Raw genomic sequence first — 24,529 nt, forward strand, 5'->3', positions numbered from 1 at the left:
CCCGATCCGCTCGGGTGGCGGGCGACCGGTTCAGGCGCTGCGCCAGGTCAGCACGGAACTGGCCGCGTAGTTGAACACCGCGCCCATCACGGCGCCGGTCAGGCCGGCGATCCAGGGGACCGGGTGGAAGCCGTGGATCCAGCTGGCGACGCCGACATTGGCGACCGTGCCGATGCTGCAGACCAGATAGAAGGTCAGCAGGCCGGAGAAGAAGCGGATGCCGGTCAGGCGCCGGTCGCGATAGGTCAGCTGGTTGTTGAGAATATAGTTCCAGGTCATCGCCGTCATGACGGCGAAGAACTGGCTCCATTCGAAGCCGTATCCGAGCATGTCGAGCGCGAAATAGAGCGCCATGATATGCGCGATGACGCCGCTGGCGCCGACCGCGGCGAACATCAGGAAGCGCACCGGCAGCACGCCGCCGGAAATCTTGGAGAAGAGCAGGCCCAGATACTCGGCCGTGACCAGACTGTCGAGCTTGGAATCGCCCGCATGGCGGCTGCGGAAGGTGAAGGGCAGCTCGACGATCTTCATCGGCTCTTCGATCGCCGAGACGATGTCGAGCAGGATCTTGAAGCCCTCGCGCGACAGTTCGCCGGCGACGCCCTCGACCTTCTCGCGGCGGATCATGAAGAAGCCGCTCATCGGATCGGACAGTTCGACGCCGAGCGCCTGCTTGGCGAGCCGCGTCGCGGTCTCGCTGCCCCATTTCCGGATCGAGGACAGGCCCTCTCCCGAAGAGCCGCCGCCGACATAGCGGCTGCCGACGGCCAGGTCAGCGCCGTCGCGGATCGCCTGAAGCATCTGCGGCAGCAAGGCCTCGTCATGCTGCAGGTCGGCATCCATCACCGCCACGATCGGGGCGGAGGAGGACAGCATGCCCTCGATGCAGGCCCCGGCCAGGCCGCGCCGGCCGACGCGGCGGATGCAGCGCACCCGCGTGTCCTTGGCGGCCATCGCCTTGACCACGCCCGCCGTGCCGTCCGGACTGTCGTCATCGACGACGATGATCTCCCAGGCGACCCCTTCGAGCGCCTTGGACAGCAGGTCGACCAGGACGGGAACGTTCTGGCTCTCGTTATAGGTCGGAACCACGACCGAAAGTTCCGGTGCCAGCGAGGCGGCAGGCACGATCGAAATGCGCGGCTCCATTCCCGTCCACCCTTCGCGACCGGTCACCAGGCCGCACCAGATGCGCCGCCCGGGCCTTGGAGCGGCACCCGCACCTTGCCGGCCGGCGCCACCATCGATCCTGCTATGCTCGCAAGCCCTTGACGATCGGCATTCTGCACGGGATCGGTTGCTCTCGGGTTAGCGCGGGACGCTTTCCGCCAGTGAGCGTCGATCACGAACCCGGGAGGGCGGGCGAGACAGCGCATTGAGACCGATCCGATCGCCGCGTCAAGCGGCAGCCTGAAGCTTCCGTTAATTCCAGCCGGACAGTGAGGCAAGTCACGCGGCCCGCCCGCGCTTGCCCCGTCGCGCGCCATGGTCTAGGAACGCGGTGCCCGCCCCGCAAGGCGGGCTTTCGGCGTTGATGATCGGCATTCGAGGCAGAACCATGACAGGCGGCGACAGGCTCAAGGCGCGGCTCCCGCGCGGTTTCGTCGACCGTATGCCCGACGAGATCCGCGCCGTCGATGCGATGCTGGCGAAGATCCGCGAGACCTACGAACTCTACGGCTTCGAGCCCGTCGAGACGCCGCTGGTCGAATATACCGACGCGCTCGGCAAGTTCCTGCCCGACCAGGACCGCCCCAACGAGGGCGTCTTCTCGGTCCAGGACGACGACGAGCAGTGGCTGAGCCTGCGCTACGACCTGACCGCGCCGCTCGCCCGCTATGTCGCGGAAAACTACGAGAAGCTGCCGAAGCCCTATCGCAGCTATCGCGCCGGCTGGGTGTTCCGCAACGAGAAGCCCGGCCCCGGCCGCTTCCGGCAGTTCATGCAGTTCGACGCCGACACGGTCGGCGCGCCCTCGGTCGCCGCCGATGCCGAAATCTGCATGATGGCCGCCGACACGCTGGAAAATCTCGGCATCGCCCGCGGCGACTATGTCGTCAAGGTCAACAACCGCAAGGTTCTCGACGGCGTGCTCGAGGTGATCGGGCTGGCCGGGGACGACGCCGCGCATCGCCGGCTGACCGCGCTGCGCGCCATCGACAAGCTCGACCGGCTCGGCGCCGAGGGCGTGCGCTATCTGCTCGGCGACGGCCGCAAGGACGAATCCGGCGACTTCACCCCCGGCGCCAAGCTGACGCCGGAGGCGATCGACACGGTGCTGGCCTTCGTCGGCGCCGGCGCGGCGACGACCGAGGCGACGCTCGACACGCTCCGCCGCGTGGTCGGCTCCAGCGCGCGCGGCTCCGAGGGCGTCGAGGAACTGGCCGAAATCGGCCGTCTCGTCGCCGCCGCCGGCTACGATGACGGCCGGGTCCGCATCGACCCTTCCGTGGTGCGCGGGCTCGAATACTATACCGGCCCGGTCTACGAGGCCGAACTGACCTTCGAAATCGTCAACGACGACGGCCAGACCGTCCGCTTCGGCTCTGTCGCCGGCGGCGGGCGTTATGACGGCCTCGTATCGCGCTTCATCGGCGAGCCGGTGCCGGCGACCGGCTTCTCGATCGGCGTCTCGCGGCTGACCGCCGCGCTGAAGAGCCGCGGCCTGATCGGCGGCCAGACCGCGCCGGGCCCGGTCGTCGTGCTGGTCATGGACCGCAGCGAGACCGCCCGCTATCAGGCGATCGTGGCGCGCCTGCGCGCCGCCGGCATCCGCGCCGAACTCTATCTCGGCGGCTCCGGCATGAAGGCGCAGATGAAATATGCCGACCGCCGCCGCGCGCCCTGCGTGGTCATCCAGGGATCGGACGAACGCGACCGCGGCGTCGTGCAGGTCAAGGATCTGATCGAGGGCAAGCGCCTGTCCGGCACGATCACCGACAACAAGGAATGGCGCGAAAGCCGTCCGGCGCAGTTCGAGGTGTCGGAGGCGCCCGAGGCACTGGTGCCGGCCATCCTGGCCCTGCTCCAGGGCGAGAAAGGCTGAGGAGGCCCCATGGCCAGGACGCCGAAGAAGCCCCCCGCGCCCGGCGAGATCACCCGCATGTTCGAGGAGATGGTCGGTGCGCCGATGGACGAGTGGCCCGATCCGGACGCCCTTCCGGACGAGGACCCGATCTCCGAACTGATCGACCTGTTCGTCGCCGCCGAGGCCGAGATCGTCTCGCCGCCCATCCTGCAGCCGGCCGACGTGTTCCTCGATACCGCCGGCGAGGACATCCGCCGACGCCTGTTCGTGACCACCGGCGCGGACGGCGAGGAACTCTGCCTGCGGCCGGATTTCACCATCCCGGTGTGCCGGGAGTATCTCGCCCGCGGCGTGCCCGGCCGGGTTTCCGCCATGGCCTATATGGGCTCGGTCTTCCGCCAGCGCCCCGGCGAGAGCGGCGAGTTCCAGCAGGCGGGCATCGAACGATTCGGCGAGACCGAGCGGCCGCGCGCGGATGCCGAGATCTTCCGGATGGCGATCGAGGCGACCGAGCTGTTCGACGTGCTCGATCCGCAGATCGAGATCGGCGACGAGGGCCTGTTCACGGCGCTGCTCGAAGCGCTGGAACTGCCCCTGCCCGTCCGCCGGCGCCTGCGCTCCCTGTTCGGCGACCGCGCCAAGCTCGAAGCCGGCCTCGAGCAGCTGGTCGCACGCGACGGCGGCGACATCGTCGCCCATGCCGGCTTTCTCGGCGCGCTGGCCGGCGCCAATCCGGAGGCGGCCCGCGCGGTGGTCGAGGACCTGCTGGCCATCGCCGGCATCACGGCGGTCGGCGGGCGCACCGCCCACGAGATCGCCGACCGCTTCCTGCAGCAGGCCGCACTCAAGGCCGAAGGCGGCCTGACGCGCGAGAAGGCCGACACGATCGGCCGCTTCCTCACCATTTCGGGCGATCCGGTCAAGGCCGCGCGCGAGCTCGACCGCTTCCAGCGCGAGATGCATATCGACATCGCCGAGGCGGTCGCGACCTTCCGGGGACGCTCCAAGGCCATGAAAGCGCTCGGCATCGATCTTGCGTCGCTGGCCTTCCGCGCCGATTTCGGCCGCAACCTCGACTATTACACCGGCTTCGTCTTCGAGATCCGCGACCCGGCCCGCAAGGACGGCAAGCCGGTGGTCGGCGGCGGACGCTACGACGGACTGATCGAGCGGCTGGGCGCCCGGGTCTCGGTGCCGGCGGTCGGCTTCTCCATGTGGCTCGACCGGTTGGCCGGCGTGGAACTGGACGGGGGGCTGGCGTGAGCGAGGGCGATCTCGTCATCGGCGTACCGTCCAAGGGGCGGCTGCAGGAGAATGCCGCCGAATTCTTCAAGCGCTCGGGACTGTCGATCCTGCAGCCAGGCGGCGCGCGCAACTATCGCGGCCGGCTCGGCGGCATCGAGGGCGTCGAGGTCGCCTTCCTGTCGGCCTCCGAGATCACCAAGGAACTCGGCGCCGGCAATATCCATTTCGGCGTCACCGGGCTCGATCTGGTCCAGGAGACCATCCCGGCCTGGTCCGACAAGGTGCATCTGGTCACCGAGCTCGGCTTCGGCCATGCCGACGTGGTGGTCGCCGTGCCGATGGCCTGGATCGACGTGGCGACGATGGCGGATCTGGCCGACATCGCCTCGGAGTTCCGGCTCCGCCACGGCCATCACCTGCGGGTGGCCACCAAATACATCAATCTGACGCGCCGCTTCTTCGCCCAGCAGGGCATCGCCGCCTACCGCATCGTGGAAAGCCTCGGGGCGACCGAGGGTGCGCCGGCGGCCGGCAATGCCGAGGCGATCGTCGACATCACCTCGACCGGCTCGACCCTGACCGCCAACAACCTGAAGGTCGTCGGCGACGGCGTCATCCTGAGGAGCCAGGCGCATCTGGTCGCCTCGCTGACCGCCGCATGGACCGTCCGCGCCCGTGCCCAGGCCCGCGCCATCCTCGACCGGATCGCCGCGGAAGCCGCCGCGCGCGGGCTGAGCGAGGTCCGTGCCGCGGTGCCGGATCCGGCCGCCGCCGCAGCGATCGCCGCAGCCCTCGGCGCCACGACCCCGTTCGGCGCCGACCAGCCGGGACCGCTGGTCCTGCATCTGCCGACCGCTCGGGTGCCGGGGCTCGCCGCGGCCCTGCGCGAGCAGGGCGCCTCGGTCGTCACCGCCGCCCGGCTCGACTACGTCTTCGCAGCCGCGAATCCGCTCGCCGACGGCCTGGTCGCCCGCATCGAGCGCGCGACCGCCTGAACCGCCGCGATGGATCCGCCCGGTCCGGGATCGCCGCCGCGACCGGTCAGCCGGGCCGCACGAAGGCAGCGCGATCGGCTTCGCATTCCGCGCGGACGTAGCACCCCTCCAGATGGTCGTTGACCATCCCCATCGCCTGCATGAAGGCATAGACGGTGGTCGGCCCGACGAAGCTCCAGCCGCGTGCCTTCAGGTCCTTGGACAGGGCCTTGGAGGCCGCGCTGGTCGGATTGGCGGTCAGCGTCGCGTGGTCGAACCGCGTCGGGCGGGCCGCCGCATCGGGCTCGAAACGCCAGACATAGGCAGCGAGCGAGCCGAACTGCTCGGTCACCTCAAGTGCCCGGCGGGCATTGTTGATGGTCGATTCGATCTTGCCGCGATGGCGCACGATGCCGGCATCGGCGAGCAGGCGCTCGACATCGGCGGGCCCGAAGCGCGCCACGGCTTCGGCGTCGAAATGGGCGAAGGCGGCGCGGAAATTCTCGCGCTTGCGCAGGATGGTCAGCCAGGACAGGCCGGACTGGAAGCCTTCGAGGACAATCTTCTCGAACAGGCGGCGGTCGTCGGCGACGGGACGGCCCCATTCCCGGTCGTGATAGGCCTGATAGAAGGGCTCGCCGCCATGCCACCAGCACCGGCAGCGGCCGTCCTCGCCGCGCAACAGACCTTTCGGCAATTCCTCGGCGATCATGCCCGTCTCCCCGGATTCGAAGGCCGGGAGACTATCACGGGCGGAATGACGGTCGATGTCAGGAGGCCGCGGTATCGGCCGGGCCGGATCGTCCCGTCCGGGCGGTCCCGAACCGGTCAGGCGAACAGGGCATCGATGTCGTCCTGCGAGGCGATGCCGTTGTCGGTCTCGAGCGCCGGGCCGTTGAGCAGCGCCTGGTCGCCCATGCGGTGTTCGAGTTCGACCTCGATATCCTTGAAGCTGTCGATGCCGCCCCAGATCTCCATCATGCGGATGATCCGCTCCTCGACGAAGCGCAGCGTGTTGACCACCTTGGTGATGCGCTGGCCGGTCAGGTCCTGGAAATTGCAGGCTTCGAAGATCTGGACGACCTGGTCCTGAATGTCGGTCGCGGTCGCCCGGTTCTCGCCCTTCAGGGTCGAGGCCAATACGGCGGACTGGTTGTCGATGCGCTCGGCGGCGGCGAGGATTTGCTCGGTCGCCCCTTCGGTGCCGAACACGACGGCGTCGAGTTCGTCGGTCACCCGGGACAGTTCCCGCCCGTTGCAGCCGGAGACGTGCAGGGTGGCGATCTCGCGCTTGGTCTTGTGGATCGCCTCATAGATCGAGTCGAGCTCGACCTTCAGCTTCATCGCCTCCGTGTGCTCCTTGCGCATGGCCTCGATGGCCTTTTCGCTGAGCTCCTGGGTCGGCTGCATGATCCGGCGGATCGCCTGCAGTTCCGCCATGATGTCGCGGTACTGGCGGTCGGGACCGGAATCGGACGCTGCGACGTCTCCGCGACCGATCGTTTCGATCCGAAACACCTTCCTGGCCGCCATTGATCAACGCCCCGCGCTTTCCATCCCAGTCGAAAGACCATAGATCGATCACGCTTAAGAAACGGTTCCCGCACGGCCGTCGGATTTTCCTCGAATCGCTTGCACCTGCCGCCGGGGCCGTCGTAGCGATGACGGCCCAGAACCGGCCGGGCGCGTCCGGGAGGGAGACGAATGCCTTGCTTCTCTGTCTAAGGCTTGCAGGACTACTTCTGGTAGGCAGCATCGCGGCGGGTGCCGCCACCACCTCTGCGGCGGTCCATCAGCCGAAGCCGCGCAGCTATTCGGTTGCCGAACTGATCGACGGCTTCGACAAGACGGTGTTCGGCGTCGAATCCGCCGGGCGCGGATCCGGCGACGAGGCGCGGCGGGTCAAGAAATGGGCCGGGCCGGTCGCCTACCGGATCGTCAATCTCTCAAAGACCGACCGGGTCGCCGCGGCCGAGACCTTCATCGCCGCCCTCAACCGGACCGTCCGCAACCTGCGTCTCGAACCCGCCCCGGCCGGCAGCCGCGGACCCGGCCTGCTCCTGTTCCTGGTCGACAGGGCCGACTATCAGGCCCTCGTCCGCCGCACCGTCACCGACCGGCGCGAGGCGGCCTTCCTGGTCCGGCAGGACTGCTCGGCGGTGACCGGCGGTCCGAAGCCGCATGTCCTGTCGCAGGCGCTGGTCTTCGTCATCGCCGACGAGGGCGACGACAAGTTCCGCCACTGCCTCGTCGAGGAGCTGACCCAGAGCCTCGGCCCGGTCAACGACCATTCGTCGCTCGCCGATTCGATCTACAACGACGACAATGCGGTCGACACCTTCACGGTGTTCGACTGGTTCATCCTCAACATGCTCTATGACGAGCGCGTGCGCCCCGGCATGACCCGCCGCGAAGCCCGCCGCGTGCTCGGCGCCGTGATTGAGGACAGCCGCGCGCGGCTGGCGCCCCTGACCGCCGAGGGCTGGCCGGACGACCCGACCCTGTCCCGCCCCGTGCGCTGAACCCCGCCGACCCGTTGATCCGGCGCGAGACTTCGCCCCGTCCAGCCCCGTGACTGGCCGTGCGGCGCCGCCTCCGTATGGTGAACCATTAACCCTGCGCAGGCGCAACCGACGCTTAACCATAAGAGAAGGTTTCCGCCGACGCCGGTCCGTTCACCATGCCGGCATTCACCATTCGGTGGCAACTCGCGCCGAGACTCCGGGACCAAGGCCGGCCTCATGCCGGCTGCGACCGCCGGTGTCCTTCGCGAGATCGGCGGTGGCGCGACTCCCGTTTTGTAACCGCAGCGTCGCCCGGAACCCGTGGTTCCGGGCATTGCAGAGTGTCGCCCATGCCGCACGACCGTGCCGTCCTCCTTGCCCTGACGGGCCTCGCCACACTGGGTGCGGGTCTCGTCCTTTCCGGGGCCGCCCCCGCGACCGCCCAGGACTCCCGTTTCGCGCCGCGCCCGCCGGTGGTGCTGTCGCCGAACCTGACCGAACCCTGGATGCTCCAGCTCCGGCCGCGCTACCGCGACATGACCGATGCCGCACTGCCCGCCCCGGCGGCCGTGGCCACGCCCGCCCCGATCGCCATCGCGGCGCCGGCCGCCACCCCGGAACCGGGGCCTGTCGCCGTGTCGGCGCCCGCGCCGGGGACCGGCTTCTTCGCCGCCTTCGGCCTGGCTCCGACGCCGGAGAGCCATGTCGACCGGCAGGTGCCGGCGCCGGCCGCGCGCCGGGCCGTGCGCGAGGTGCGCGACGAATTCCTGCCGACCGTGGTGCCCTATCGCGGGCCGCACACGCCCGGCACGATTGTGATCGACACCAATGCGCGCCATCTCTTCCTGGTCCAGGAGGGCGGCACCGCGCGCCGCTACGGCGTCGGCGTCGGCCGGCCGGGCTTCGAATGGGCCGGCGAGCACCGCGTCACCCGCAAGGCGGAGTGGCCGTCCTGGCGCCCGCCGGCGGAAATGCTGAAGCGCCAGCCGAAGCTGCCGCGCTTCATGGAGGGCGGCCCCGGCAATCCGCTCGGCGCGCGCGCCATGTATCTCGGCTCGTCGATGTATCGCATCCACGGCTCCAACGAGCCCTGGACCATCGGCCAAGCGGTCTCCTCGGGCTGCATCCGCATGCGCAACGAGGACGTGACCGATCTCTACGAACGGGTCAAGGTCGGCACCCGCGTCATCGTGATGTGATCTTCCCGGCCGGACTCAATGGCCGCTGCGCACGGTCGCGGCGGCCACCCCGGCGCCGATCAGCAGCGTGCCGCCGACCCGGTTGATCGCCCGGATGGTACCTTCCCGGCGAACGAGGCCGCGCGCCCGGGCGGCGACCAGCGCGTAGGTGAAGGCGTTGGCGAAGGCGAGCGTCAGGAAGGTCGCCTCGAAGATCAGCATCTGGGTCAGGAAGTCCCCGGCCGGATCGAGAAACTGCGGCAGGAAGGCGACGAAGAAGGTGATGCTCTTCGGGTTGAGCGCCGTCACCAGCCAGGCATGGGCCAGCATCCGGGCCGCCGAGGCCGCATCCCGGCGCGGCTCCGCCTCCAGCCGGCCGCCGGCGCGCCAGAGCTTGACGCCGAGCCAGATCAGATAGGCCGCACCGATCCATTTCAGCACCGTGAACACCGTCGCCGAGGCCGCCAGCAGCGCGCCGATGCCGAGCATCGACAGCGTCATGGCGGTGAAATCGCCGAGCGCGACGCCGACCGCCATCGGCAGGGCCGTCCGCCAGCCCGCGCCGAGCGCATAGGACACGACCAGCAGGATGGTCGGCCCGGGAATCACCAGAAGGACCGCGGAGGCGGCCGCAAAGGCGAGCCAGGTGTCGAGGGGCATGGGCGGGCTCCGGGGTGGTTTAGGTTGTGGGCAGTCGGCAGTCGGCAGTCGGCAGTCGGCAGTCGGCAGTTCGATGGTGCGCCCGATCTCGGGCACCGGCAAGGGGTGGGAGCGCCGCACGGGCGGTCGTCGGTCCGGCGGGCGTTGGGGGTTCGGTCCGTGAATTATGGCGTTGCGGGCGGGCATGGCGGGATGCGGCCGGCAGCGCGGCGGCGCGGCGGCGAACGCGCCTTTCGGCGATTGCGGCAGCGCCGTTAACCCGACGCGGCGACGGCCCACGCCATCGCGGTGCGTCCGCCGTTCCGCACGGGCGCCGGACCCCGCGTTCAACCGATGAACGGTGCATGAAACGGGCTCTCAGCCTCGGTGCATGCGCGGTCGGCTAGAACGGGCGTCAAGTCGAGCCGCCCTTCGCCGGCCAACCAGAACCCGAGAGACCCGCCATGATCCGCTCCGTCGCCCTCGCCACCCTGTCGATCGCCCTCTTTGCCGGTGCCGCGGGCGCCGCCGAGATCGTCACCAACGGCGCGGCGGACGCGACCGGCTCGCATCCGATCCGGCCGATTGAGGCCTTCGTCGAGGTGGTCGGCCAGGATCGCTTCGCCGGCTACTTCGTGACCGACGAGCATGGCTGCGCGGTCACCCTGGTCCGTGCCGCCGCCAGCGACGAGGCGCTGGCCCATCCGATCGCCCGGATGGCGCTGATCGTGCAGCCGTCGGGCCGCATCGACATTCCCTCCAGCGGCGGTCAGGCGCTGCGCATCGCCTGCGCCAGCGGCGCCGGTGAAATGCGGATCGGCACTCTCGACCGCAACCTGCCGCCGCGCCGGACGCTGATCGACTGAAGCGAGGGAACGAAAGGCACGGCCAAGGCCGGCCGCCCAGCAGTGGCGGCACAGCCCCGGCGGCGGCTCAGCCCCCGCGTCGGCCCGCCCCGCCCGGCGGGCGAGCCGCGGTCGTGCCGATTGACCGAAGGTCTCCGCCATGGGACCGTCACGCGGGCCCCGAGAGGGACTTCGGCATGGAAGAGCTGGCGCTCAATTTCAAGAAATACATCATCATCCCGCAAGGCGCCGTCGTCGTACTGGTGCCCTTCGTGATCTGGCACCTGTTCCGCGGCAACCGCATCCTGCCGCTCGCCGTGATCCAGATCCTGGCCGGCGTTCTGCTCGGCCCCTCGGTCTTCGGTGCGCTCGACCCGGACGGCTTCAAACTCCTGTTCGGCAAGGAGTTGACCGGCGGCGTGCAAGGGCTGGCGCTGGTCGCCGTGACGCTGTTCGGCTTCATCGCCGGGACCGATGCCGACCGCGAGCAGATCGCCCATGCCGGCCGCAGCGTCGTCGCCATCTCGCTCGGCGGCATGGCCTTCACGGCGGCGATCGGCGCCGTCGCCGGCTACTTCATCGCCCGCGGCTATCCCTGCGCCAGCCCGGAGCAGCTGTCCTGCGCCACCGGCCGCAATCCGAGCCTCGTCCTGTTCGCCGCCGCCTTCGCGCTGGCGGTGGCCATCCCCGCCCTGCCGATCCTGGTCATCCTGACGCGCGAACTCGGCCTGATGCGCGCGCGCGTCGGCCAGGTGGCGCTGGCCTCGGCTGGCGTCGGCGACGTGGTCTCCTGGGCCTCGATCGCCCTGATCCTGCCCTTTGCCAAGGGCACCGGCATCGGCGAGGCCCTGGCCGTCGCGGTCGGCGGCGCCGGGCTCAACTACCTGTTCCTGCGCCACGGCGCGACACGCTATTTCGAGCACCTGCTCGCGGTCGGCGCCGCCGAGCGGGTGATCCTGAGCGTGATCGGCATCACCATCTTCTTGTCCGGCACGATCACGGCCGTCGCCGGTCTGCACCCGGTCATCGGCGCCTTCATGGCCGGAATCTTCCTGCCCGAGCGCATCCGCGAGTTCGCCGCCGCCAAGCTCGACCAGCCGACCCAGCTGGTGCTGATGCCATTCTTCTTTCTGAATACCGGCCTCAACACCAGCTTCAACTTCGCCGATCCGGCGGTCTGGACCCTGTTCGGCGTCGGCTTTCTGGCCTGCACGGTCGGTCGCGTGGCCGGCACCATGCTGGCGGCGCGCGCGGTCGGCGAGACCTGGGCCTTCGGGCTGGCGGCCGGCTCGCTCCTGCAGACCAAGGGCCTGATGGCGATCGTGGTGATGACCATCTTCGCCAAGGAGCAGGTGGTCAGCCAGACGACCTTCTCGGCCGCCGTCGTCATGGCGCTCGCCTCGACCGCCCTGACCATGCCGCTGGTCCGCCTGATCATGGCCCGCTGCGGCGATGCCGTGCGCGGGTCCGGCCGGCGAAGGACGGAGACCCTGGTCGCGCCCGCAGCCTGACGGCGCCGGCCCGACGCCCGACATTGCCCCACCGCCATCCCGCGACGGCCGGTCCTTGGCCGGCTACTCCGGCAGGGTCGTATCGCCCGGGCCGATGGCGCGCTGCATCAGGACGCTGTCGACCCAGCGGCCGAACTTGAAGCCGACCGACCGCATCAGGCCGGCATGCTCGAAGCCGGCAGCGGCGTGCAGGCGGATCGAAGCGTCGTTGGCGCTGTCGCCGATCACGGCCACCATCTGGCGGACGCCGCGCGCTGCGCAGGCCTCGATCAGCGCCGCGATCAGCGTCCGGCCGACGCCCTGCCCGCGCGCCGCTTCGGCGACATAGACCGAATTCTCGACGGTGAAGCGGTAGGCCGGGCGCGGCCGGTACGGACCGGCATAGCTGTAGCCGAGCACCGCACCGTCGCGTTCGGCGACCAGATACGGAAAGCCCGCCCCCACGATCGCGGCGTGGCGGCGGGTCATCTCGGCGGGATCGGGGGCTGCCAGCTCGAAGGAGGCGAGGCCGGTCTCGACCGCCAGCGCGTAGATGGCCAGGATGCCGGGAAGGTCGCCGGGCTCTGCCGGGCGGATCGTGAAGTCGCGTGTCTGCATCGGTCTTCCGGGGCTGATCGCGATCGACCGCGGGGCCGATCGCTCGGGAGCACTCCGGAAGGTCGGGCTCGATCCGACCGGCCCCAACGGGCGGATCGGCTTCTGCCGGTCAGGGCGCGACGGCCTTCCGGTAGACGTGCCAGGTGGCATGTCCGAGCATGGGCAATACCACGAAGAGACCGATGAAGCCCGGCAGGATCGCGACACCCAGCAATGTGCCGATGAAGATGCCCCAGCCGATCATCGGCCCCGGATTGGCCAGCACGACCCGGATCGAGGTGATCATGGCGGTGACGAAATCGACCTCCCGGTCGAGCAGCATCGGGTAGGAGACGACGCTGACCGAAAAGAGCGCCAGGGCGATCACCGCGCCGACCACGTTGCCAAGCAGGAAGAAGGCGATGCCGCGCGGCGTCGACACCACCGTCGAGACGATCTGCGAGAATTCGAAGCCGTGCAGGCCGAAGAAGACCGCATAGAGGAAGCCGGCGCTGTAGACCCAGACGATCAGGCCGAACACCGCGACCAGCGCCATGTAGCCGAGTTCGCGCGCGCCGTGATGCGGCACCGCGGCCAGCACCGCCGACCAGGTTGGCGTCTCGCCGCGCTCCAGCAGGCGGCTGACCTCGTAAAGCCCGACGGCGACCAGCGGCGCCACGATGGCGAAGCCGGCGGCGAGCGGATAGGCGAGGAAGACGAGATCGAGTTCCATGCTGACCAGGGTCAGCAGAATGCCGCCGACGACGTAGAAGCCGGCGAAGACCAGCCCGAAGGTCGGCGCGGCGCGGAAGTCGCGCAAGCCCGCCGCCAGCGCGAGCGAGATGTCGTCGACCGTCACAGTGCGCACCACGGGATCGCTGCGACGGCCCGGGGCGGACAGATCGGGTCCGGTCAGATGGCCGACGGTCATGTCGCTCATGATTTCCTCTCCTGGCATTCTCGCCTCCGCCTCGGCCGGACGGTTTCCTGCGACAGGATGGCACGTCGCGGGACGATTGCAACGCTCTTGCATGAGCAAAGCGTGATGGATCGGGCGGTATCGAGAAAATGCCCGGACCCGGCGGTTCGGCCGTAGTGGTCACAGAGAGAGTCGTTCGGATTCACGAGACGGATGGGGACCATCCGTCGCGATCGAACCACTGGCCCGGGCCCGGCAGGTCCGGTCACGGGACGGACATCCGCATGACCGGCGTCAGGGATCGGCGTTCGCCTCAGGCGACCAGGCGATAGGCCGGCAGCGTCAGGAAGGCCTCCAGGCGGTCGGACAGGATCAGTTGCTCGAACAGCGCGATCGCCTGCGGGAAGCGGCCCGCATCGTAGGCTTCGGCCCCGATCTCGCCGCGCACCCGCTCCATCTCCTCGCCAAGACAGGTGCGGAACAGCGCCTCGTCGACCGTGCGGCCGTCCTCCAGCGTCGCGCCGAAATGCAGCCACTGCCAGATCTGCGTGCGGCTGATCTCCGCGGTCGCCGCATCCTCCATCAGGTTGTAGATCGGCACCGCGCCGCGGCCGCCGAGCCAGGCTTCGACATACTGCACGCCGACGCGGATATTCTCGCGCAGGCCCGCCTCGGATCGGCTGCCCTCGTGGATGGCGAGCAGGTCGTCGCGGCCGATGACGCGGTCGGCCGGCAGGAAGCCGAGCTGATTCGGGGCCGGCATCTTGTCGTCGAACACCGCCTTGGCGACGCCGACCAGGTCCGGATGGGCGACCCAGGTGCCGTCATGGCCCTCGCGCGCCTCGCGCTCCTTGTCGGCCTTGACCTTGGCGAGCGCGGCGGCGTTGCGCTCAGGATCGTTCTTGATCGGGATCTGCGCCGCCATGCCGCCCATCGCGAAGGCGCCGCGGCGATGGCAGGTGCGGACCAGGAGTTCGGCATAGTTGCCCAGGAACGCCTTGCCCATCACCACCTTGGCGCGGTCGGGCAGCAGGCAGTCCCGATGCGCGCGCAGCGTCTTGATGAAGGAGAAGATATAGTCCCAGCGGCCGCAATTGAGGCCCGTGATCCGCTCGCGCAGTTCGTAGAGGATCTCGTCCATCTCGAAGGCCGCCGGCAGAGTCTCGATCAGCACGGTGCAGCGGATCGAGGCCGCCGGCAGGCCGAGGGTCGCCTCGGCATGGGCGAAGACATCGTTCCAGAGCCGCGCCTCCAGATGGCTTTCCATCTTGGGCAGGTAGAAATACGGACCCGAACCGGCGGCGAGCGCCGCCTTGGCGCAATGGAAGGCATAGAGGCCGAAATCGAACAGGGCGCCCGACAGGGTCGCGCCGTCGACGGTCACATGGCTCTCCGGCAGGTGCCAGCCGCGCGGGCGGATGATCAGCACGGCCGGATTGGCCTTGAGCGCATAGGTCTTGCCGTTGCGGGCGTCGACGAAGTCGATCGCGCCGGCCCAGCGGTCCTTCAGGTTCAACTGGCCGTCGATGAGGTTCGCCCAGGTCGGGCAGGTCGCGTCCTCGAAATCACCCATGAACACGTTGGCGCCGGAATTCAGCGCGTTGACGATCATCTTGCGATCGACCGGGCCGGTGATCTCGACGCGCCGGTCGGTCAAATCGGCCGGGGCCGGGGCGACGCGCCAATCGCCGGCGCGGATCGCGGCGGTCTCGGGCAGGAAGTCGGGCCGTTCGCCGGCATCGAAGCGGGCCTGGCGGGCGGCGCGGGCGGCAAGGCGTTCGAGCCGGCGGGCGTCGAAGCGGCGGTGCAGTCCGGCCACGAAGGCGAGCGCGTCGGCGGTCAGGATCTCGGTGTAGCGCGGGCCGATACGGCCCGTCACCACGACACCCTCGACGGCGGGCGGAACCATCTCGGCGGCGTTCATCGCAAGGTCTCCTCGTCAGCGGAAAGCAAAGCAGGTCTTGGCGCGGCCGATCGCCGCGCGCCTGTCGGGGTATGACCATAAATCATCGAGCCCTGCCGTAAACGACATCGCTTGATCCATCACTTTTTCCACCAGGGAAATAATCCGACCCGGCTGCCCCGATTCAATCGGTCCAAATCGACAGGTCGGACAGGCCGGCGACGATCCGTCGCGTCGCCGGCCGACGGTGCGCGCCTGTGGCCACACAGTCCTTGGGCCGACCGCCGATCGCAATCGCCTCCGGCGAACGCAGCAAGCGCGCCGAAGAACATGTCTTATTATTTCAAGGGCAGCACCATTGACGCGCGATCAACGAATTATTAAGTACCTATCAACCTAGAATGCTCCGATAAGCGAAGAAATAATCATGAAATATCTTCGAAACACGCCTGAAATATTCTTCGTCGTCTCGGCCATCCTGGCCACCACGGAGACGCTGCCGGCGTCGGCCGGTCAGGCCCGGCTGCCCGAAGCCCTGACCGGGCTTTGGGCTTCGGAGGCGGCGTCCTGCGCCAAGCCGGACAACGACGACCGCGTCGAGATCGCACGCGACCGGATCGAGTTCTTCGCCGCCTCGTGCCGGATCGACACGCTACGCCAGACCAAGACCGGCAACTATCTGATGGACGAGACTTGCGAGGCGGAGGGCGAGGCCGACGCGGTGGCCGGCCGCCTGATCGTCAAGGGCCGCGACCGGATCGAGATCCGCCAGGGCGACACCGTCCACGCCCTGCTGCGCTGCCCGAAGCCGGCGGCCGCGGCCAAGCCGAACCTGCAATAGGGCGGACCAGGGGACGGATCTCTGAAAGCCGGGTCAGGCATTCGGGACCGCGGCCCTGCGCACCGCCCGACGGTCAGCCGACCGCGCTGCGCCAGGCGCCCATCACGATGCTGACGAGACCCATGCCGAACAGGCCGGTCGCCACCAGATAGGTGCCGCCGCCCCCGCCGGAGGCCGCGACGCTGTAGGTGCCGAAGGTGATCACCGCGCCGAGCGCCAGCATCGCGCAGCCGAAGCCGAGCGCCTTGAGGCCGCGCATGCGGAACTCCCGCCGCTTGATCTCCAGCCCGCGCTTGGCGATCGCCGCCGCCAGATCGGCCGGACAGCCGTCCGACTGCAGATCGGCGAGGATGTCGGCGCGCGCCTTGCCTTGCGCGAACTGCACGGCGGACCGGATCACGAGATCGGAAATCAGCTGCTGGACCTGCTGGTCGTCGGTCATGACGCGCTCTCCATCGGCACTGCGACGAAATCGTCGGCTCGGATGCGATGAGAGACGCTAGCACCGGCCTGCAAAGCGCCGGGATTCTAAAGGAATTTGATGCTCCCAAAGCCTTTGGCGCCCCGCGCGGACTGCCCGGCGGGCGGGAAAGGCTCGGGAAGTCTGGCCCACCGCGCCGGCTACCGCCGTGCGCACAGCGGCTCTGCAGCGACGGCCAGGCCCTGCGTCCGGCTTCGAGCCGGCAGGTGGCTACTCGGCCGCCGCCATCGAAGCCGGCAGCCGCCCCTCCAGCGCCTCCGGCATGGGGCCGCCATGGACCCAGTCGAGCAGTTCGACGGTATGGACGATCGGGATCGCGGTGCCGCCGGCGATCTGGGTCATGCAGCCGATATTGCCGGTGGCGATCAGGTCCGGCGCGGTCTTCTCGATATTGGCCACCTTGCGGTCGCGCAGACGGGTCGCGATCTCGGGCTGCAGGATATTGTAGGTGCCTGCCGAGCCGCAGCACAGATGGCCCTCCGGCACGTCGCGGACGGTGAAGCCGGCCGCCTGCAGCAGGGACTTCGGCTCGGTGCGGATCTTCTGGCCATGCTGCATCGAACAGGCCGAGTGATAGGCGACCACGATCCCGTTCGGCGCGCGGGCGGGCAGATCGAGGCCGACCAGGAGCTCGCTGACATCCCGGGCCAGCGCCGAGACCGCCGCCGCCTTGTCCTTCCAGACCGGATCGTTGCGGAACATGAAGCCGTAATCCTTGACGGTCGTGCCGCAGCCGGAGGCCGTGATCACGATCGCGTCGAGACCGGCGCCGCCGCCTTCCCGCGTCTCCCGCCACCAGGCCTCGACGTTGCGTGCGGCCTGCGCATGGGAGCGCTCTTCCTGCCCCATATGGTGGACCAGCGCGCCGCAGCAGCCCTCCCCCTTCGGAACGACCACCTCGACGCCGAGCCGGGTCAGCAGGCGGATGGTCGCCTCGTTGATGCCGGGCTTCAGCACCGGCTGCGCGCAGCCGGTCAGGAGCGCGACGCGGGCCCGGCGCTCGCCAGCCGCGCCGTGCACGCCCGGTGCCTCCGCCGCCGAACGGCCGGCCATGCGCGAGGGCGCCAGGGCCAGCATGGCGGCGAGCTTCGGGCCGATGCCGGGCACGAATTTCAGGAGGCCGGCAAAGGGCTTGGCGTAGAAGGCGGCGAGCAGCGCGGCGCGGAAGCCCGTGCGGGTCGGCAGCACCGCGGCGAGCACGCCGCGCAGCATCCGCTCGGCCAGCGGCCGCTTCCAGGTCTTCTCGATATGGGCGCGGGCGTGATCGACCAGATGCATGTAGTTCACGCCCGACGGGCAGGTCGTCATGCAGGAGAGGCAGGACAGGCAACGGTCGACATGCTTGACCGTCTCGGCATCGGCCGGCCGGTCGTTCTCCAGCATCTCCTTGATCAGGTAGATGCGGCCGCGCGGGCTGTCGAGCTCGTCGCCGAGCAGCGCGAAGGTCGGGCAGGTCGCGGTGCAGAAGCCGCAATGCACGCATTTGCGCAGGATCGACTCGGCCTCTGCGACGCCCGGATCGGCGAGCTGGGCCGGGGTGAAGTTGGTTTTCATCGGCTCTGCCTCACGCCATCCGGCCGGGATTGAGAATGCCCTTCGGGTCGAACTGCGCCTTCAGGCGCGCGCCGAGCGCGGCAAGCGGCGCCGGCTGCGGCTCGAACACCGGCACGGCGGCCCGGGTGGCGGCATCGGCCCGGATCAGGGTCGCATGACCGCCGCCGGCCGCCGCGACAGCGGCCCGGATGGTGGCGGCCCCGGCATCGGCCGCGGTACCGCTTGGCGCCGCATCGGTGCCCCTTGGCGTCGCAGGCAAACAGAGCCAGACCAACCCGCCCTGCCAGTCGTAGAAGGCGCGGCTGTCCGGCACGGCCCGGGCAACGGCCGCCGCCACGACCGGTCCGGCGCTCGGGGCGACCGAGACGCGCCACAGCACCGTGCCGGGCGCCCGGTCGGGGGTGAAGGCCGCGACATCGCGCACAGCCCGCCACAGGGCCTCCGACGGCGCGCCGGCGATGCGCTCGATCCGGCCGAAGGGCGCCAGCAGGCCCATCAGCATGTCGGCCCGGTGGGCGATCGAGACCGGAACGCCCTCGAGCCTGACGAGCGTGGCGGCACGGCCGTCGCGCCCGACCGTGCCCCCGGTTGCCGCGCCGGTCGCGACAGCGGCATCGGCCGGCAGATGGGCCGCACCGGAGACTTCGGTCGACGAGCCCATCGCAGCCGCCAGCGCGGCGACGGCGCGGTGATCGTCGAGGCCGGACAGGACGATCGTCTCGCTCGCCTCCGCGCGCGGCAGCACCTTGAAGGTCACCTCGGTGAGCGCGGCGAGCGTGCCCCAGGACCCGCTCAGCCCGCGGGCGAGATCGTAGCCGGTGACGTTCTTGACCACCCGGCCGCCCGCCTTGAAGGCCTCGCCGCGGCCCGACACGGCCTTGATGCCGAGCACGTGGTCGCGCGCCGCGCCTTTCGAGAGCCGGCGCGGCCCGGCCAGGTTGGTGGCGAGCAGCCCGCCGATCGTGCCCCGGCCGGCCGGGAGCCCCAAGACCGGGCCGTAGTCCATCGGCTCGAAGGCCAGTTCCTGGCCGCGCGCGGCCACCGCCGCCTCGATCTCGGCGACCGGCGTGCCGGCCTGCGCCGACAGGACCAGTTCCTCCGGCTCGTAGAGCGACAGGCCGGACAGGCCGGACAGGTCGAGCGTCAGTTCGGCCTGGACCGGGCGGCCGATCGGCCGCTTCGAACCGTGGCCGATCACCTCGACGGGCTTCTCCTCGGCCAACGCCCAGGCCAGGAAGGTGCGGGTCTCGTCGGCGTCGCGCGGGGCATAGGTCTCGGCCATCGGCGGCGTGCCTTCAGAAGCGGGGGATGTCGGGATGCGGCAGGGCGCCGCGCTGGACATGCAGGCGGCCAAGCTCGGCGCAGCGGTGAAGCTGCGGGAAGACCTTGCCCGGATTGAGCAGCTGTTTCGGATCGAAGGCGCATTTCACCCGGATCTGATGGGCGAGATCCGTCTCGTCGAACATGGCCGGCATCAGGTCGCGCTTTTCCACCCCGACGCCGTGCTCGCCGGTCAGGCAGCCGCCGACCTCGACGCAGAGCCGCAGGATATCCGCCCCGAAAGCCTCCGCCTTGTCGAGCTCGCCGGGAATGTTGGCATCGAACAGGATCAGCGGATGCAGGTTGCCGTCGCCGGCATGAAACACGTTGGCGCAGCGCAGACCGTAGTGTTCGCCCATCTCGCGCATGCGGGCGAGCACATGCGGCAGTTCCTTGCGCGGAATGGTGCCGTCCATGCACAGGTAGTCCGGCGAGATGCGGCCGACCGCCGGGAAGGCCGCCTTGCGCCCGGCCCAGAAGACCAGTCGCTCGGCATCGGAATTGGAGACGCGCAGGTGGACGCAGCCATTGCCGCGCGCGATCTCGGCGACCCGCTCGATCAGGTGCGAGACCTCCGCGGCCGGCCCGTCCAATTCGACGATCAGCAGCGCCTCGGCGTCGCGCGGATAGCCGGCATGGACGAAGTCCTCGGCCGCGTGGATCGCCGGTCGGTCCATCATCTCCATGCCGCCCGGGATGATGCCGGCCGCGATGATGTCGGCGACGGTCTGGCCGCCGGCTTCGCTCGACTCGAACCCGACCAGCACGGCGCGCGCGGTCTCGGGCGCGCGCAGGATGCGGACGGTGACTTCGGTGACGACGCCGAGCAGGCCCTCGGAGCCGACGATCAGGCCCATCAGGTCGTAGCCCGGACTATCGAGATGCTTGCCGCCGATGCGCAGCACCGTGCCGTCCATCAGCACCATCTCGACGCCGAGCACGTTGTTGGTGGTCAGCCCGTATTTCAGGCAATGCACCCCGCCGGAATTCTCCGCGACATTGCCGCCGATCGAGCAGGCGATCTGCGAGGACGGGTCGGGGGCGTAGTAGAAGCCTTCATGCTCGACCGCGCGGGTGATGCCGAGATTGGTGACGCCGGGCTGGACGACCGCGCAGCGGTTCGGGAAATCGATCTCCAGGACCCGGTTGAACTTCATCATCGACATCAGCACGCCGTCGGCGAGCGGCAGCGCTCCGCCGGAGAGCGAGGTGCCGGCGCCGCGCGGTACCACCTTGATGCCCTCCTGGTGGCAATAGGCGAGCACGGCCGAGACCTGCTCGACCGTCTCCGGCAGCACGACGACCAGCGGCGCCTGGGCATAGACGGTGACGCCGTCGGATTCGTAGGGTGCGAGGCCGCGCGGGTCGGCGATCACGCCCTCGCCCGGCACGATCTCGCCGAGCCTGCGGACGATCTCGGCGCGCCGGGCGAAGACGCCGGCATCCGGCTCGGGCATTCTCAGCGCGGTCATGGCCCCTCCGATGGTCTGATTAATTGACCACATTCAGGCGCCTATCTACGGGAAGATCGCGCGCCGGGACAAGCGCCGGCAAGGCTCCCCGCGATGGATTTCGCTCGTGTCGTCGCCGGCGCGGGACATTTTCCGGCTGGAATGGTCCGAAACCGAACCGCCCCCGTATACCCGCCAGAAAACCGAGACGGCAAACCGGCCCCGAGGCGGGGTCGAAGCCGGAATTCGATGGAATTGAGGTCGCCATGAGCAACTTCATGGACATGGAAATCTTCGCCAGGGTCGTGACGGCGGGCAGCATGTCGGCCGCCGGCCGCGAGATGGGGCTTTCCCCTGCGGTGGTCTCGAAACGCCTGCGCCGGCTGGAAGACCGGCTCGGAACGCGGCTGCTGCAGCGCACCACTCGCCAGATTTCGCTGACCGAGGCCGGGCACGGCTTCTACGAACGTGTCATCGCCATCCTGGCCTCGATTGAGGAGGCCGAGGCCTTCGTGTCGCGCCGCTCGGCGCTGGCCCGCGGGACCCTCAAGGTGTCGGCGCCGACCTCCTTCGGCCGGTTGCACATCGCCCCGCATCTCGGGCCCTTCCTGGTCCAAAATCCGGACCTCGCCATTCATCTCGACCTGTCGGACGATTTCGTCGACATCGTCGGCGGCGGCTTCGATCTCGCGATCCGGATCGCCGAACTGTCGGATTCGAGCCTCGTCGCGCGCCGGTTGGCGCCGATCCACCGGGTGCTCTGCGCCGCGCCGTCCTATCTGGAACGCCACGGCACGCCGCGCACGATCGCCGATCTGGCCGACCATGCCTGCCTGACCGCCGCGCCGCAGGACCATTGGCGGCTGGAGGGGCCGGAGGGCATCGTGATGGTCAAGCCGGTCGGGCCGATCCAGACCAATTCGAGCGAAGTGGTTCGGGAATCGGTGCTGGCCGGGCTCGGCATCGCACTCCGTTCGACCTGGGACGTGGGGCCGGACCTGTCGGCCGGCCGGCTGCGGCTGGTCATGCCGCACTACCGCGCCTCGCGCCATGTCGGCGTCCATGCGGTCTATCCGAGCCGGCGGTTCCTTCCGGCCAAGGTCCGCGTGTTCATCGACTTTCTGGCTCAGCTCTACGGACCTTCGCCCTATTGGGACCAGGGCCTTGCGCTGCTGCTGCCGGCTGGAGCCGGCGGCGAAGGTGCGGCGGCGGAGCGGCCGGCCGGTCCGGAGGGACCGATTCGCCTTGCCGGTCAGCCAGTTGCAAGCTTGGTGGCGAACTGACTTTGCGGCAGGCGGACCGCCGGTTACATTTTCGGAACCATCGGGGCAAACCCGCTGCTTCCAAATGTCGCTGGACAGGAATTGGACTAAATTCCTTGTTCCGATCGCTCGTCGTCTCGGATAGGACGCTGAATGTCGGGAGAGAACGCGATCGCGGCGGCATCCGGCCTTCGGGCTCGGACTCCGCGGAGGCGATCCGAATGAATGATCCGGCGATCGCACTCCGGGCGGGGAGCGATCAGGCCGGGTGTCCGAGAACCCAACGCCTCATGGGAGTCGAACTTATGACGAAATTCCTGGCCATCGCCGCCGCTGCCTTCCTGACTGCCATCTCCGTTGCCAAGGCCGACGACGGCGATGCCGCGAACGGCGAGAAGGTCTTCAACAAGTGCAAGGCCTGCCATGCGGTCGGTGAAGGCGCGACCAACAAGGTCGGCCCGCAGCTGAACGGCGTCGTCGGCCGCAAGATGGGCGCCGTCGAGGGCTATGCCTATTCTCCGGCTCTGAAGAAGGCCAACGAGGAAGGCACCCTCCTGACCGAAGAGCATATCTCCAAGTGGGTCTCCAACCCGAAGGCCTATCTGCCGGGCAACAAGATGTCCTTCGTCGGCCTCCAGAAGGAAGAGGAAGTCAAGGACGTGATCGCCTATCTGAAGCAGTTCGACGCTTCGGGCAAGAAGAAGTGACCGTTTCGCCTTTGGCGAAATCGGAGCCGGGCCCCGCGGGACCCGGCTTTTTCATGCCGATTTCATTGCAACGGAGTGACAAGCCGGCTCAATGGCCGGCATGATCGTCGTCCGAATGGGCGGCTCGAATGCGCCGGACGATCAAGGCGACCACCAGCAGGACGACCGGCACGGCAAAGCCCGTCGCCATATTCGGGTCGACCGGCAGGCGCCCGGCCTCCTTCATCGCCTTGAACAGATAGCCGATCAGCCCGACCACGTAGTAGCTGACGGCGGCCACCGAGAGACCCTCGACGGTCTGCTGCAGCCGCAGCTGCTGGCGGGCGCGGCGGTTCATGGATTCGAGCAGGTCCCGGTTCTGCTGCTCCAGTTCGATGTCGACCCGCGTGCGCAGCAACTGCGCGGCCCGGTTCAGCTTTTCCGACAAGTCCTCCTGGCGCTGCAGGGTCGCCCGGACGGTGCGCATGGCCGGGCCGGTGCGCCGGGCGAGGAAGCTCGACCAGGTGCCGTAGCCGGGCACATGATGCTCGTGAATGGCGCCGAGCCGGTCCTTGACGATATCGTCATAGGCGCGGCTGGCGCCGAACCGGTAGGAGCTCTCCGCCGCCCCGGCCTCCAGATCGGCGGTCAGCCGGGTAATGTCCGAGAGCAGCAGGCGGTTGGCCTCCAGCCCGTCGGTCGATCGGATGCGGTGGCCGATATCGGCCAGTTCGCGCTCGATGCGGCGAATGTCCGGACCGATCCGCTGCGCCTCCGGCAGGCCGAGCAGCGCGATGGTGCGATAGGTCTCGATCTCCAGGAGCCGCTGCGCCAGCCCGCCGGCCTGCTGGTCGTTCAGGCCCCGGTCGATCGCCAGGATGCGGGTACGGCCGTCGCCGTCCTGGCGGAAATCGGTGACCGCCACGGCCGATCCGCCGAAGCAGTCGGAGACGCACAGGCTGGCCGGATCGAACAGATGGGCGACCGCCTCGACATCGCCGCCGAGCCGCAACAGGTCGAGACGGACTGCGACCAGGAGCGGCCCCGGCGGCACGAAGCCCGAGCCGAAGGGATGGGCGATCGGCCGCTCGGCGAAGGGGGCCGCGCCTTCGGGCAAGGGACCGTCCCAGCTGTAGGTCGTGAATTCCGCATGCCGCTCCCATTTCAGCGTGCCGGTGCCGAAGGGAATGACGTGGTGGCGGGCGTCCGGCCCCGGGCCGGGCTGGCCCTGCGCGCGGCACAATTCATTGAAAGCAATTCGGTCCGGTTTGGAGGCGCCTCGAACGACTTCGAAGGCATAATGCAAAAAAACACGCGGCGCGCTGACCAGCCGGAACGGACGCGCATGGATCTCGCCGAGGATCTCGGCACGCAAGGGATGCGGCTCGAAGGACCGGGCTTCCGGCGCGCGGAAATCGGGGGCCCGGTGGTCCGGATCGCGGGCCGGCAGCGAGGTGGCTTCGGTCTCCATCGGCGCCATTCCCTGAACTGATGCGGTGCAGGTTCCCTGTTTACCCGCCCGATCGCGCCGACGCCATCCGGCAAGCCAGGCGCATCGCCGCAGAGCATAGTGGACAAAAAAATTGACCAGCTTGGCCCGTGGCGCTAT

The 24,529-nt window shown here is 69.2% G+C and carries 22 protein-coding genes; 10 read left to right on the forward strand and 12 right to left on the reverse strand.

Features of this window, described 5'->3' with window-relative positions:
• Positions 1-30: 30 nt before the first annotated feature.
• Entirely contained in the window at positions 31-1,152 is a 1,122-nt protein-coding gene (locus tag KL771_RS07755) for a glycosyltransferase (RefSeq protein WP_261967970.1), read from the reverse strand.
• A 409-nt stretch (positions 1,153-1,561) separates the two neighbouring features.
• On the opposite strand from KL771_RS07755, the gene hisS reads away from it, so the two are divergent.
• Genes hisS through hisG form a run of 3 tightly spaced genes read left to right on the forward strand, consistent with a single transcriptional unit; the run spans position 1,562 to position 5,271 of the window.
• The gene (hisS, locus tag KL771_RS07760) at positions 1,562-3,049 is read left to right on the forward strand and encodes a histidine--tRNA ligase (RefSeq protein WP_261967971.1); all 1,488 of its coding nucleotides are present in this window, start codon (positions 1,562-1,564) and stop codon (positions 3,047-3,049) included.
• 9 nt (positions 3,050-3,058) lie between these two features.
• Complete coding sequence (locus KL771_RS07765; RefSeq protein WP_261967972.1) at positions 3,059-4,294, forward strand: ATP phosphoribosyltransferase regulatory subunit; 1,236 nt, start codon at positions 3,059-3,061, stop codon at positions 4,292-4,294.
• Complete coding sequence (hisG, locus tag KL771_RS07770; RefSeq protein WP_261967973.1) at positions 4,291-5,271, forward strand: ATP phosphoribosyltransferase; 981 nt, start codon at positions 4,291-4,293, stop codon at positions 5,269-5,271. Before KL771_RS07765 ends, hisG begins: the two co-directional genes overlap by 4 nt.
• Before the next feature lie 46 nt (positions 5,272-5,317).
• Here hisG and KL771_RS07775 read toward each other — a convergent pair whose 3' ends face one another.
• A complete protein-coding gene (locus KL771_RS07775) occupies positions 5,318-5,962 on the reverse strand; it encodes a DNA-3-methyladenine glycosylase I (protein ID WP_261967974.1) in 645 nt (214 codons plus the stop codon).
• Between the two features lie 116 nt (positions 5,963-6,078).
• A complete protein-coding gene (locus KL771_RS07780) occupies positions 6,079-6,783 on the reverse strand; it encodes a protein phosphatase CheZ (protein WP_261967975.1) in 705 nt (234 codons plus the stop codon).
• Between the two features lie 176 nt (positions 6,784-6,959).
• Here KL771_RS07780 and KL771_RS07785 point away from each other — a divergent pair, with 176 nt between their 5' ends.
• A complete protein-coding gene (locus KL771_RS07785) occupies positions 6,960-7,772 on the forward strand; it encodes a DUF2927 domain-containing protein (RefSeq protein WP_261967976.1) in 813 nt (270 codons plus the stop codon).
• Positions 7,773-8,104: 332 nt separating this feature from the next.
• Positions 8,105-8,953, forward strand: a complete 849-nt coding sequence (locus KL771_RS07790) for a L,D-transpeptidase (protein ID WP_261967977.1) — start codon at positions 8,105-8,107, stop codon at positions 8,951-8,953.
• A 15-nt stretch (positions 8,954-8,968) separates the two neighbouring features.
• Here KL771_RS07790 and KL771_RS07795 read toward each other — a convergent pair whose 3' ends face one another.
• Positions 8,969-9,592 carry a LysE family translocator gene (locus KL771_RS07795; protein ID WP_261967978.1) on the reverse strand — a complete coding sequence of 208 codons (624 nt, stop codon included), beginning with the start codon at positions 9,590-9,592 and terminating at the stop codon, positions 8,969-8,971.
• Between the two features lie 443 nt (positions 9,593-10,035).
• Here KL771_RS07795 and KL771_RS07800 point away from each other — a divergent pair, with 443 nt between their 5' ends.
• On the forward strand, positions 10,036-10,437 hold the full coding sequence (locus tag KL771_RS07800) for a hypothetical protein (RefSeq protein WP_261967979.1): 402 nt from the start codon (positions 10,036-10,038) through the stop codon (positions 10,435-10,437).
• Between the two features lie 176 nt (positions 10,438-10,613).
• A complete protein-coding gene (locus tag KL771_RS07805) occupies positions 10,614-11,927 on the forward strand; it encodes a cation:proton antiporter (protein WP_261967980.1) in 1,314 nt (437 codons plus the stop codon).
• A 63-nt stretch (positions 11,928-11,990) separates the two neighbouring features.
• On the opposite strand, the gene KL771_RS07810 is transcribed toward KL771_RS07805, so the two are convergent.
• From KL771_RS07810 to aceB, 3 genes are all read right to left on the reverse strand, one after another.
• Positions 11,991-12,524, reverse strand: coding sequence for a GNAT family N-acetyltransferase (locus tag KL771_RS07810; protein WP_261967981.1), 534 nt, complete (start codon positions 12,522-12,524; stop codon positions 11,991-11,993).
• A gap of 109 nt (positions 12,525-12,633) precedes the next feature.
• The gene (locus KL771_RS07815) at positions 12,634-13,443 is read right to left on the reverse strand and encodes a DUF2189 domain-containing protein (protein ID WP_261967982.1); all 810 of its coding nucleotides are present in this window, start codon (positions 13,441-13,443) and stop codon (positions 12,634-12,636) included.
• A 292-nt stretch (positions 13,444-13,735) separates the two neighbouring features.
• Complete coding sequence (aceB, locus tag KL771_RS07820; protein ID WP_261967983.1) at positions 13,736-15,346, reverse strand: malate synthase A; 1,611 nt, start codon at positions 15,344-15,346, stop codon at positions 13,736-13,738.
• A gap of 406 nt (positions 15,347-15,752) precedes the next feature.
• On the opposite strand from aceB, the gene KL771_RS07825 reads away from it, so the two are divergent.
• Positions 15,753-16,166 carry a hypothetical protein gene (locus KL771_RS07825; RefSeq protein ID WP_261967984.1) on the forward strand — a complete coding sequence of 138 codons (414 nt, stop codon included), beginning with the start codon at positions 15,753-15,755 and terminating at the stop codon, positions 16,164-16,166.
• A 73-nt stretch (positions 16,167-16,239) separates the two neighbouring features.
• Here the strand turns inward: KL771_RS07825 and KL771_RS07830 are convergent, their stop codons facing one another.
• The 4 genes from KL771_RS07830 to KL771_RS07845 form a co-directional block, all read right to left on the reverse strand.
• Positions 16,240-16,608: a hypothetical protein gene (locus KL771_RS07830; RefSeq protein WP_261967985.1), complete on the reverse strand. Its 369-nt coding sequence runs from the start codon at positions 16,606-16,608 to the stop codon at positions 16,240-16,242.
• Between the two features lie 249 nt (positions 16,609-16,857).
• Entirely contained in the window at positions 16,858-18,201 is a 1,344-nt protein-coding gene (gene glcF, locus KL771_RS07835) for a glycolate oxidase subunit GlcF (protein ID WP_261967986.1), read from the reverse strand.
• Between the two features lie 10 nt (positions 18,202-18,211).
• On the reverse strand, positions 18,212-19,483 hold the full coding sequence (locus KL771_RS07840; protein ID WP_261967987.1) for an FAD-binding protein: 1,272 nt from the start codon (positions 19,481-19,483) through the stop codon (positions 18,212-18,214).
• A gap of 13 nt (positions 19,484-19,496) precedes the next feature.
• Entirely contained in the window at positions 19,497-20,993 is a 1,497-nt protein-coding gene (locus KL771_RS07845; protein WP_261967988.1) for an FAD-linked oxidase C-terminal domain-containing protein, read from the reverse strand.
• 245 nt (positions 20,994-21,238) lie between these two features.
• Between KL771_RS07845 and KL771_RS07850 the strand changes: the two genes are divergently transcribed.
• Positions 21,239-22,255 (forward strand): LysR family transcriptional regulator, encoded by a 1,017-nt coding sequence (locus KL771_RS07850; RefSeq protein ID WP_261967989.1) that lies wholly within the window; start codon positions 21,239-21,241, stop codon positions 22,253-22,255.
• Positions 22,256-22,539: 284 nt separating this feature from the next.
• Positions 22,540-22,941, forward strand: a complete 402-nt coding sequence (locus KL771_RS07855) for a c-type cytochrome (protein ID WP_261967990.1) — start codon at positions 22,540-22,542, stop codon at positions 22,939-22,941.
• Positions 22,942-23,029: 88 nt separating this feature from the next.
• Here KL771_RS07855 and KL771_RS07860 read toward each other — a convergent pair whose 3' ends face one another.
• Positions 23,030-24,391 carry a DUF3422 family protein gene (locus KL771_RS07860; protein ID WP_261967991.1) on the reverse strand — a complete coding sequence of 454 codons (1,362 nt, stop codon included), beginning with the start codon at positions 24,389-24,391 and terminating at the stop codon, positions 23,030-23,032.
• Positions 24,392-24,529: the final 138 nt, after the last annotated feature.

The organism is Prosthecodimorpha staleyi, from assembly GCF_018729455.1.
In the GTDB taxonomy this organism is placed as follows: Bacteria; Pseudomonadota; Alphaproteobacteria; order Rhizobiales; family Ancalomicrobiaceae; genus Prosthecodimorpha; species Prosthecodimorpha staleyi.

Coding starts and splice junctions, on each gene's coding strand:
- KL771_RS07855 (WP_261967990.1), top strand. CDS start 22,540: ATGACGAAATTCCTGGCCATCGCCGCCGCTGCCTTCCTGACTGCCATC.
- KL771_RS07850 (WP_261967989.1), top strand. CDS start 21,239: ATGAGCAACTTCATGGACATGGAAATCTTCGCCAGGGTCGTGACGGCG.
- KL771_RS07755 (WP_261967970.1), bottom strand. CDS start 1,152: ATGGAGCCGCGCATTTCGATCGTGCCTGCCGCCTCGCTGGCACCGGAA.
- KL771_RS07815 (WP_261967982.1), bottom strand. CDS start 13,443: ATGAGCGACATGACCGTCGGCCATCTGACCGGACCCGATCTGTCCGCC.
- KL771_RS07795 (WP_261967978.1), bottom strand. CDS start 9,592: ATGCCCCTCGACACCTGGCTCGCCTTTGCGGCCGCCTCCGCGGTCCTT.
- hisS (WP_261967971.1), top strand. CDS start 1,562: ATGACAGGCGGCGACAGGCTCAAGGCGCGGCTCCCGCGCGGTTTCGTC.
- KL771_RS07825 (WP_261967984.1), top strand. CDS start 15,753: ATGAAATATCTTCGAAACACGCCTGAAATATTCTTCGTCGTCTCGGCC.
- KL771_RS07830 (WP_261967985.1), bottom strand. CDS start 16,608: ATGACCGACGACCAGCAGGTCCAGCAGCTGATTTCCGATCTCGTGATC.
- aceB (WP_261967983.1), bottom strand. CDS start 15,346: ATGAACGCCGCCGAGATGGTTCCGCCCGCCGTCGAGGGTGTCGTGGTG.
- glcF (WP_261967986.1), bottom strand. CDS start 18,201: ATGAAAACCAACTTCACCCCGGCCCAGCTCGCCGATCCGGGCGTCGCA.
- KL771_RS07800 (WP_261967979.1), top strand. CDS start 10,036: ATGATCCGCTCCGTCGCCCTCGCCACCCTGTCGATCGCCCTCTTTGCC.
- KL771_RS07840 (WP_261967987.1), bottom strand. CDS start 19,483: ATGGCCGAGACCTATGCCCCGCGCGACGCCGACGAGACCCGCACCTTC.
- KL771_RS07860 (WP_261967991.1), bottom strand. CDS start 24,391: ATGGAGACCGAAGCCACCTCGCTGCCGGCCCGCGATCCGGACCACCGG.
- KL771_RS07780 (WP_261967975.1), bottom strand. CDS start 6,783: ATGGCGGCCAGGAAGGTGTTTCGGATCGAAACGATCGGTCGCGGAGAC.
- KL771_RS07790 (WP_261967977.1), top strand. CDS start 8,105: ATGCCGCACGACCGTGCCGTCCTCCTTGCCCTGACGGGCCTCGCCACA.
- KL771_RS07765 (WP_261967972.1), top strand. CDS start 3,059: ATGGCCAGGACGCCGAAGAAGCCCCCCGCGCCCGGCGAGATCACCCGC.
- KL771_RS07810 (WP_261967981.1), bottom strand. CDS start 12,524: ATGCAGACACGCGACTTCACGATCCGCCCGGCAGAGCCCGGCGACCTT.
- KL771_RS07805 (WP_261967980.1), top strand. CDS start 10,614: ATGGAAGAGCTGGCGCTCAATTTCAAGAAATACATCATCATCCCGCAA.
- KL771_RS07845 (WP_261967988.1), bottom strand. CDS start 20,993: ATGACCGCGCTGAGAATGCCCGAGCCGGATGCCGGCGTCTTCGCCCGG.
- KL771_RS07775 (WP_261967974.1), bottom strand. CDS start 5,962: ATGATCGCCGAGGAATTGCCGAAAGGTCTGTTGCGCGGCGAGGACGGC.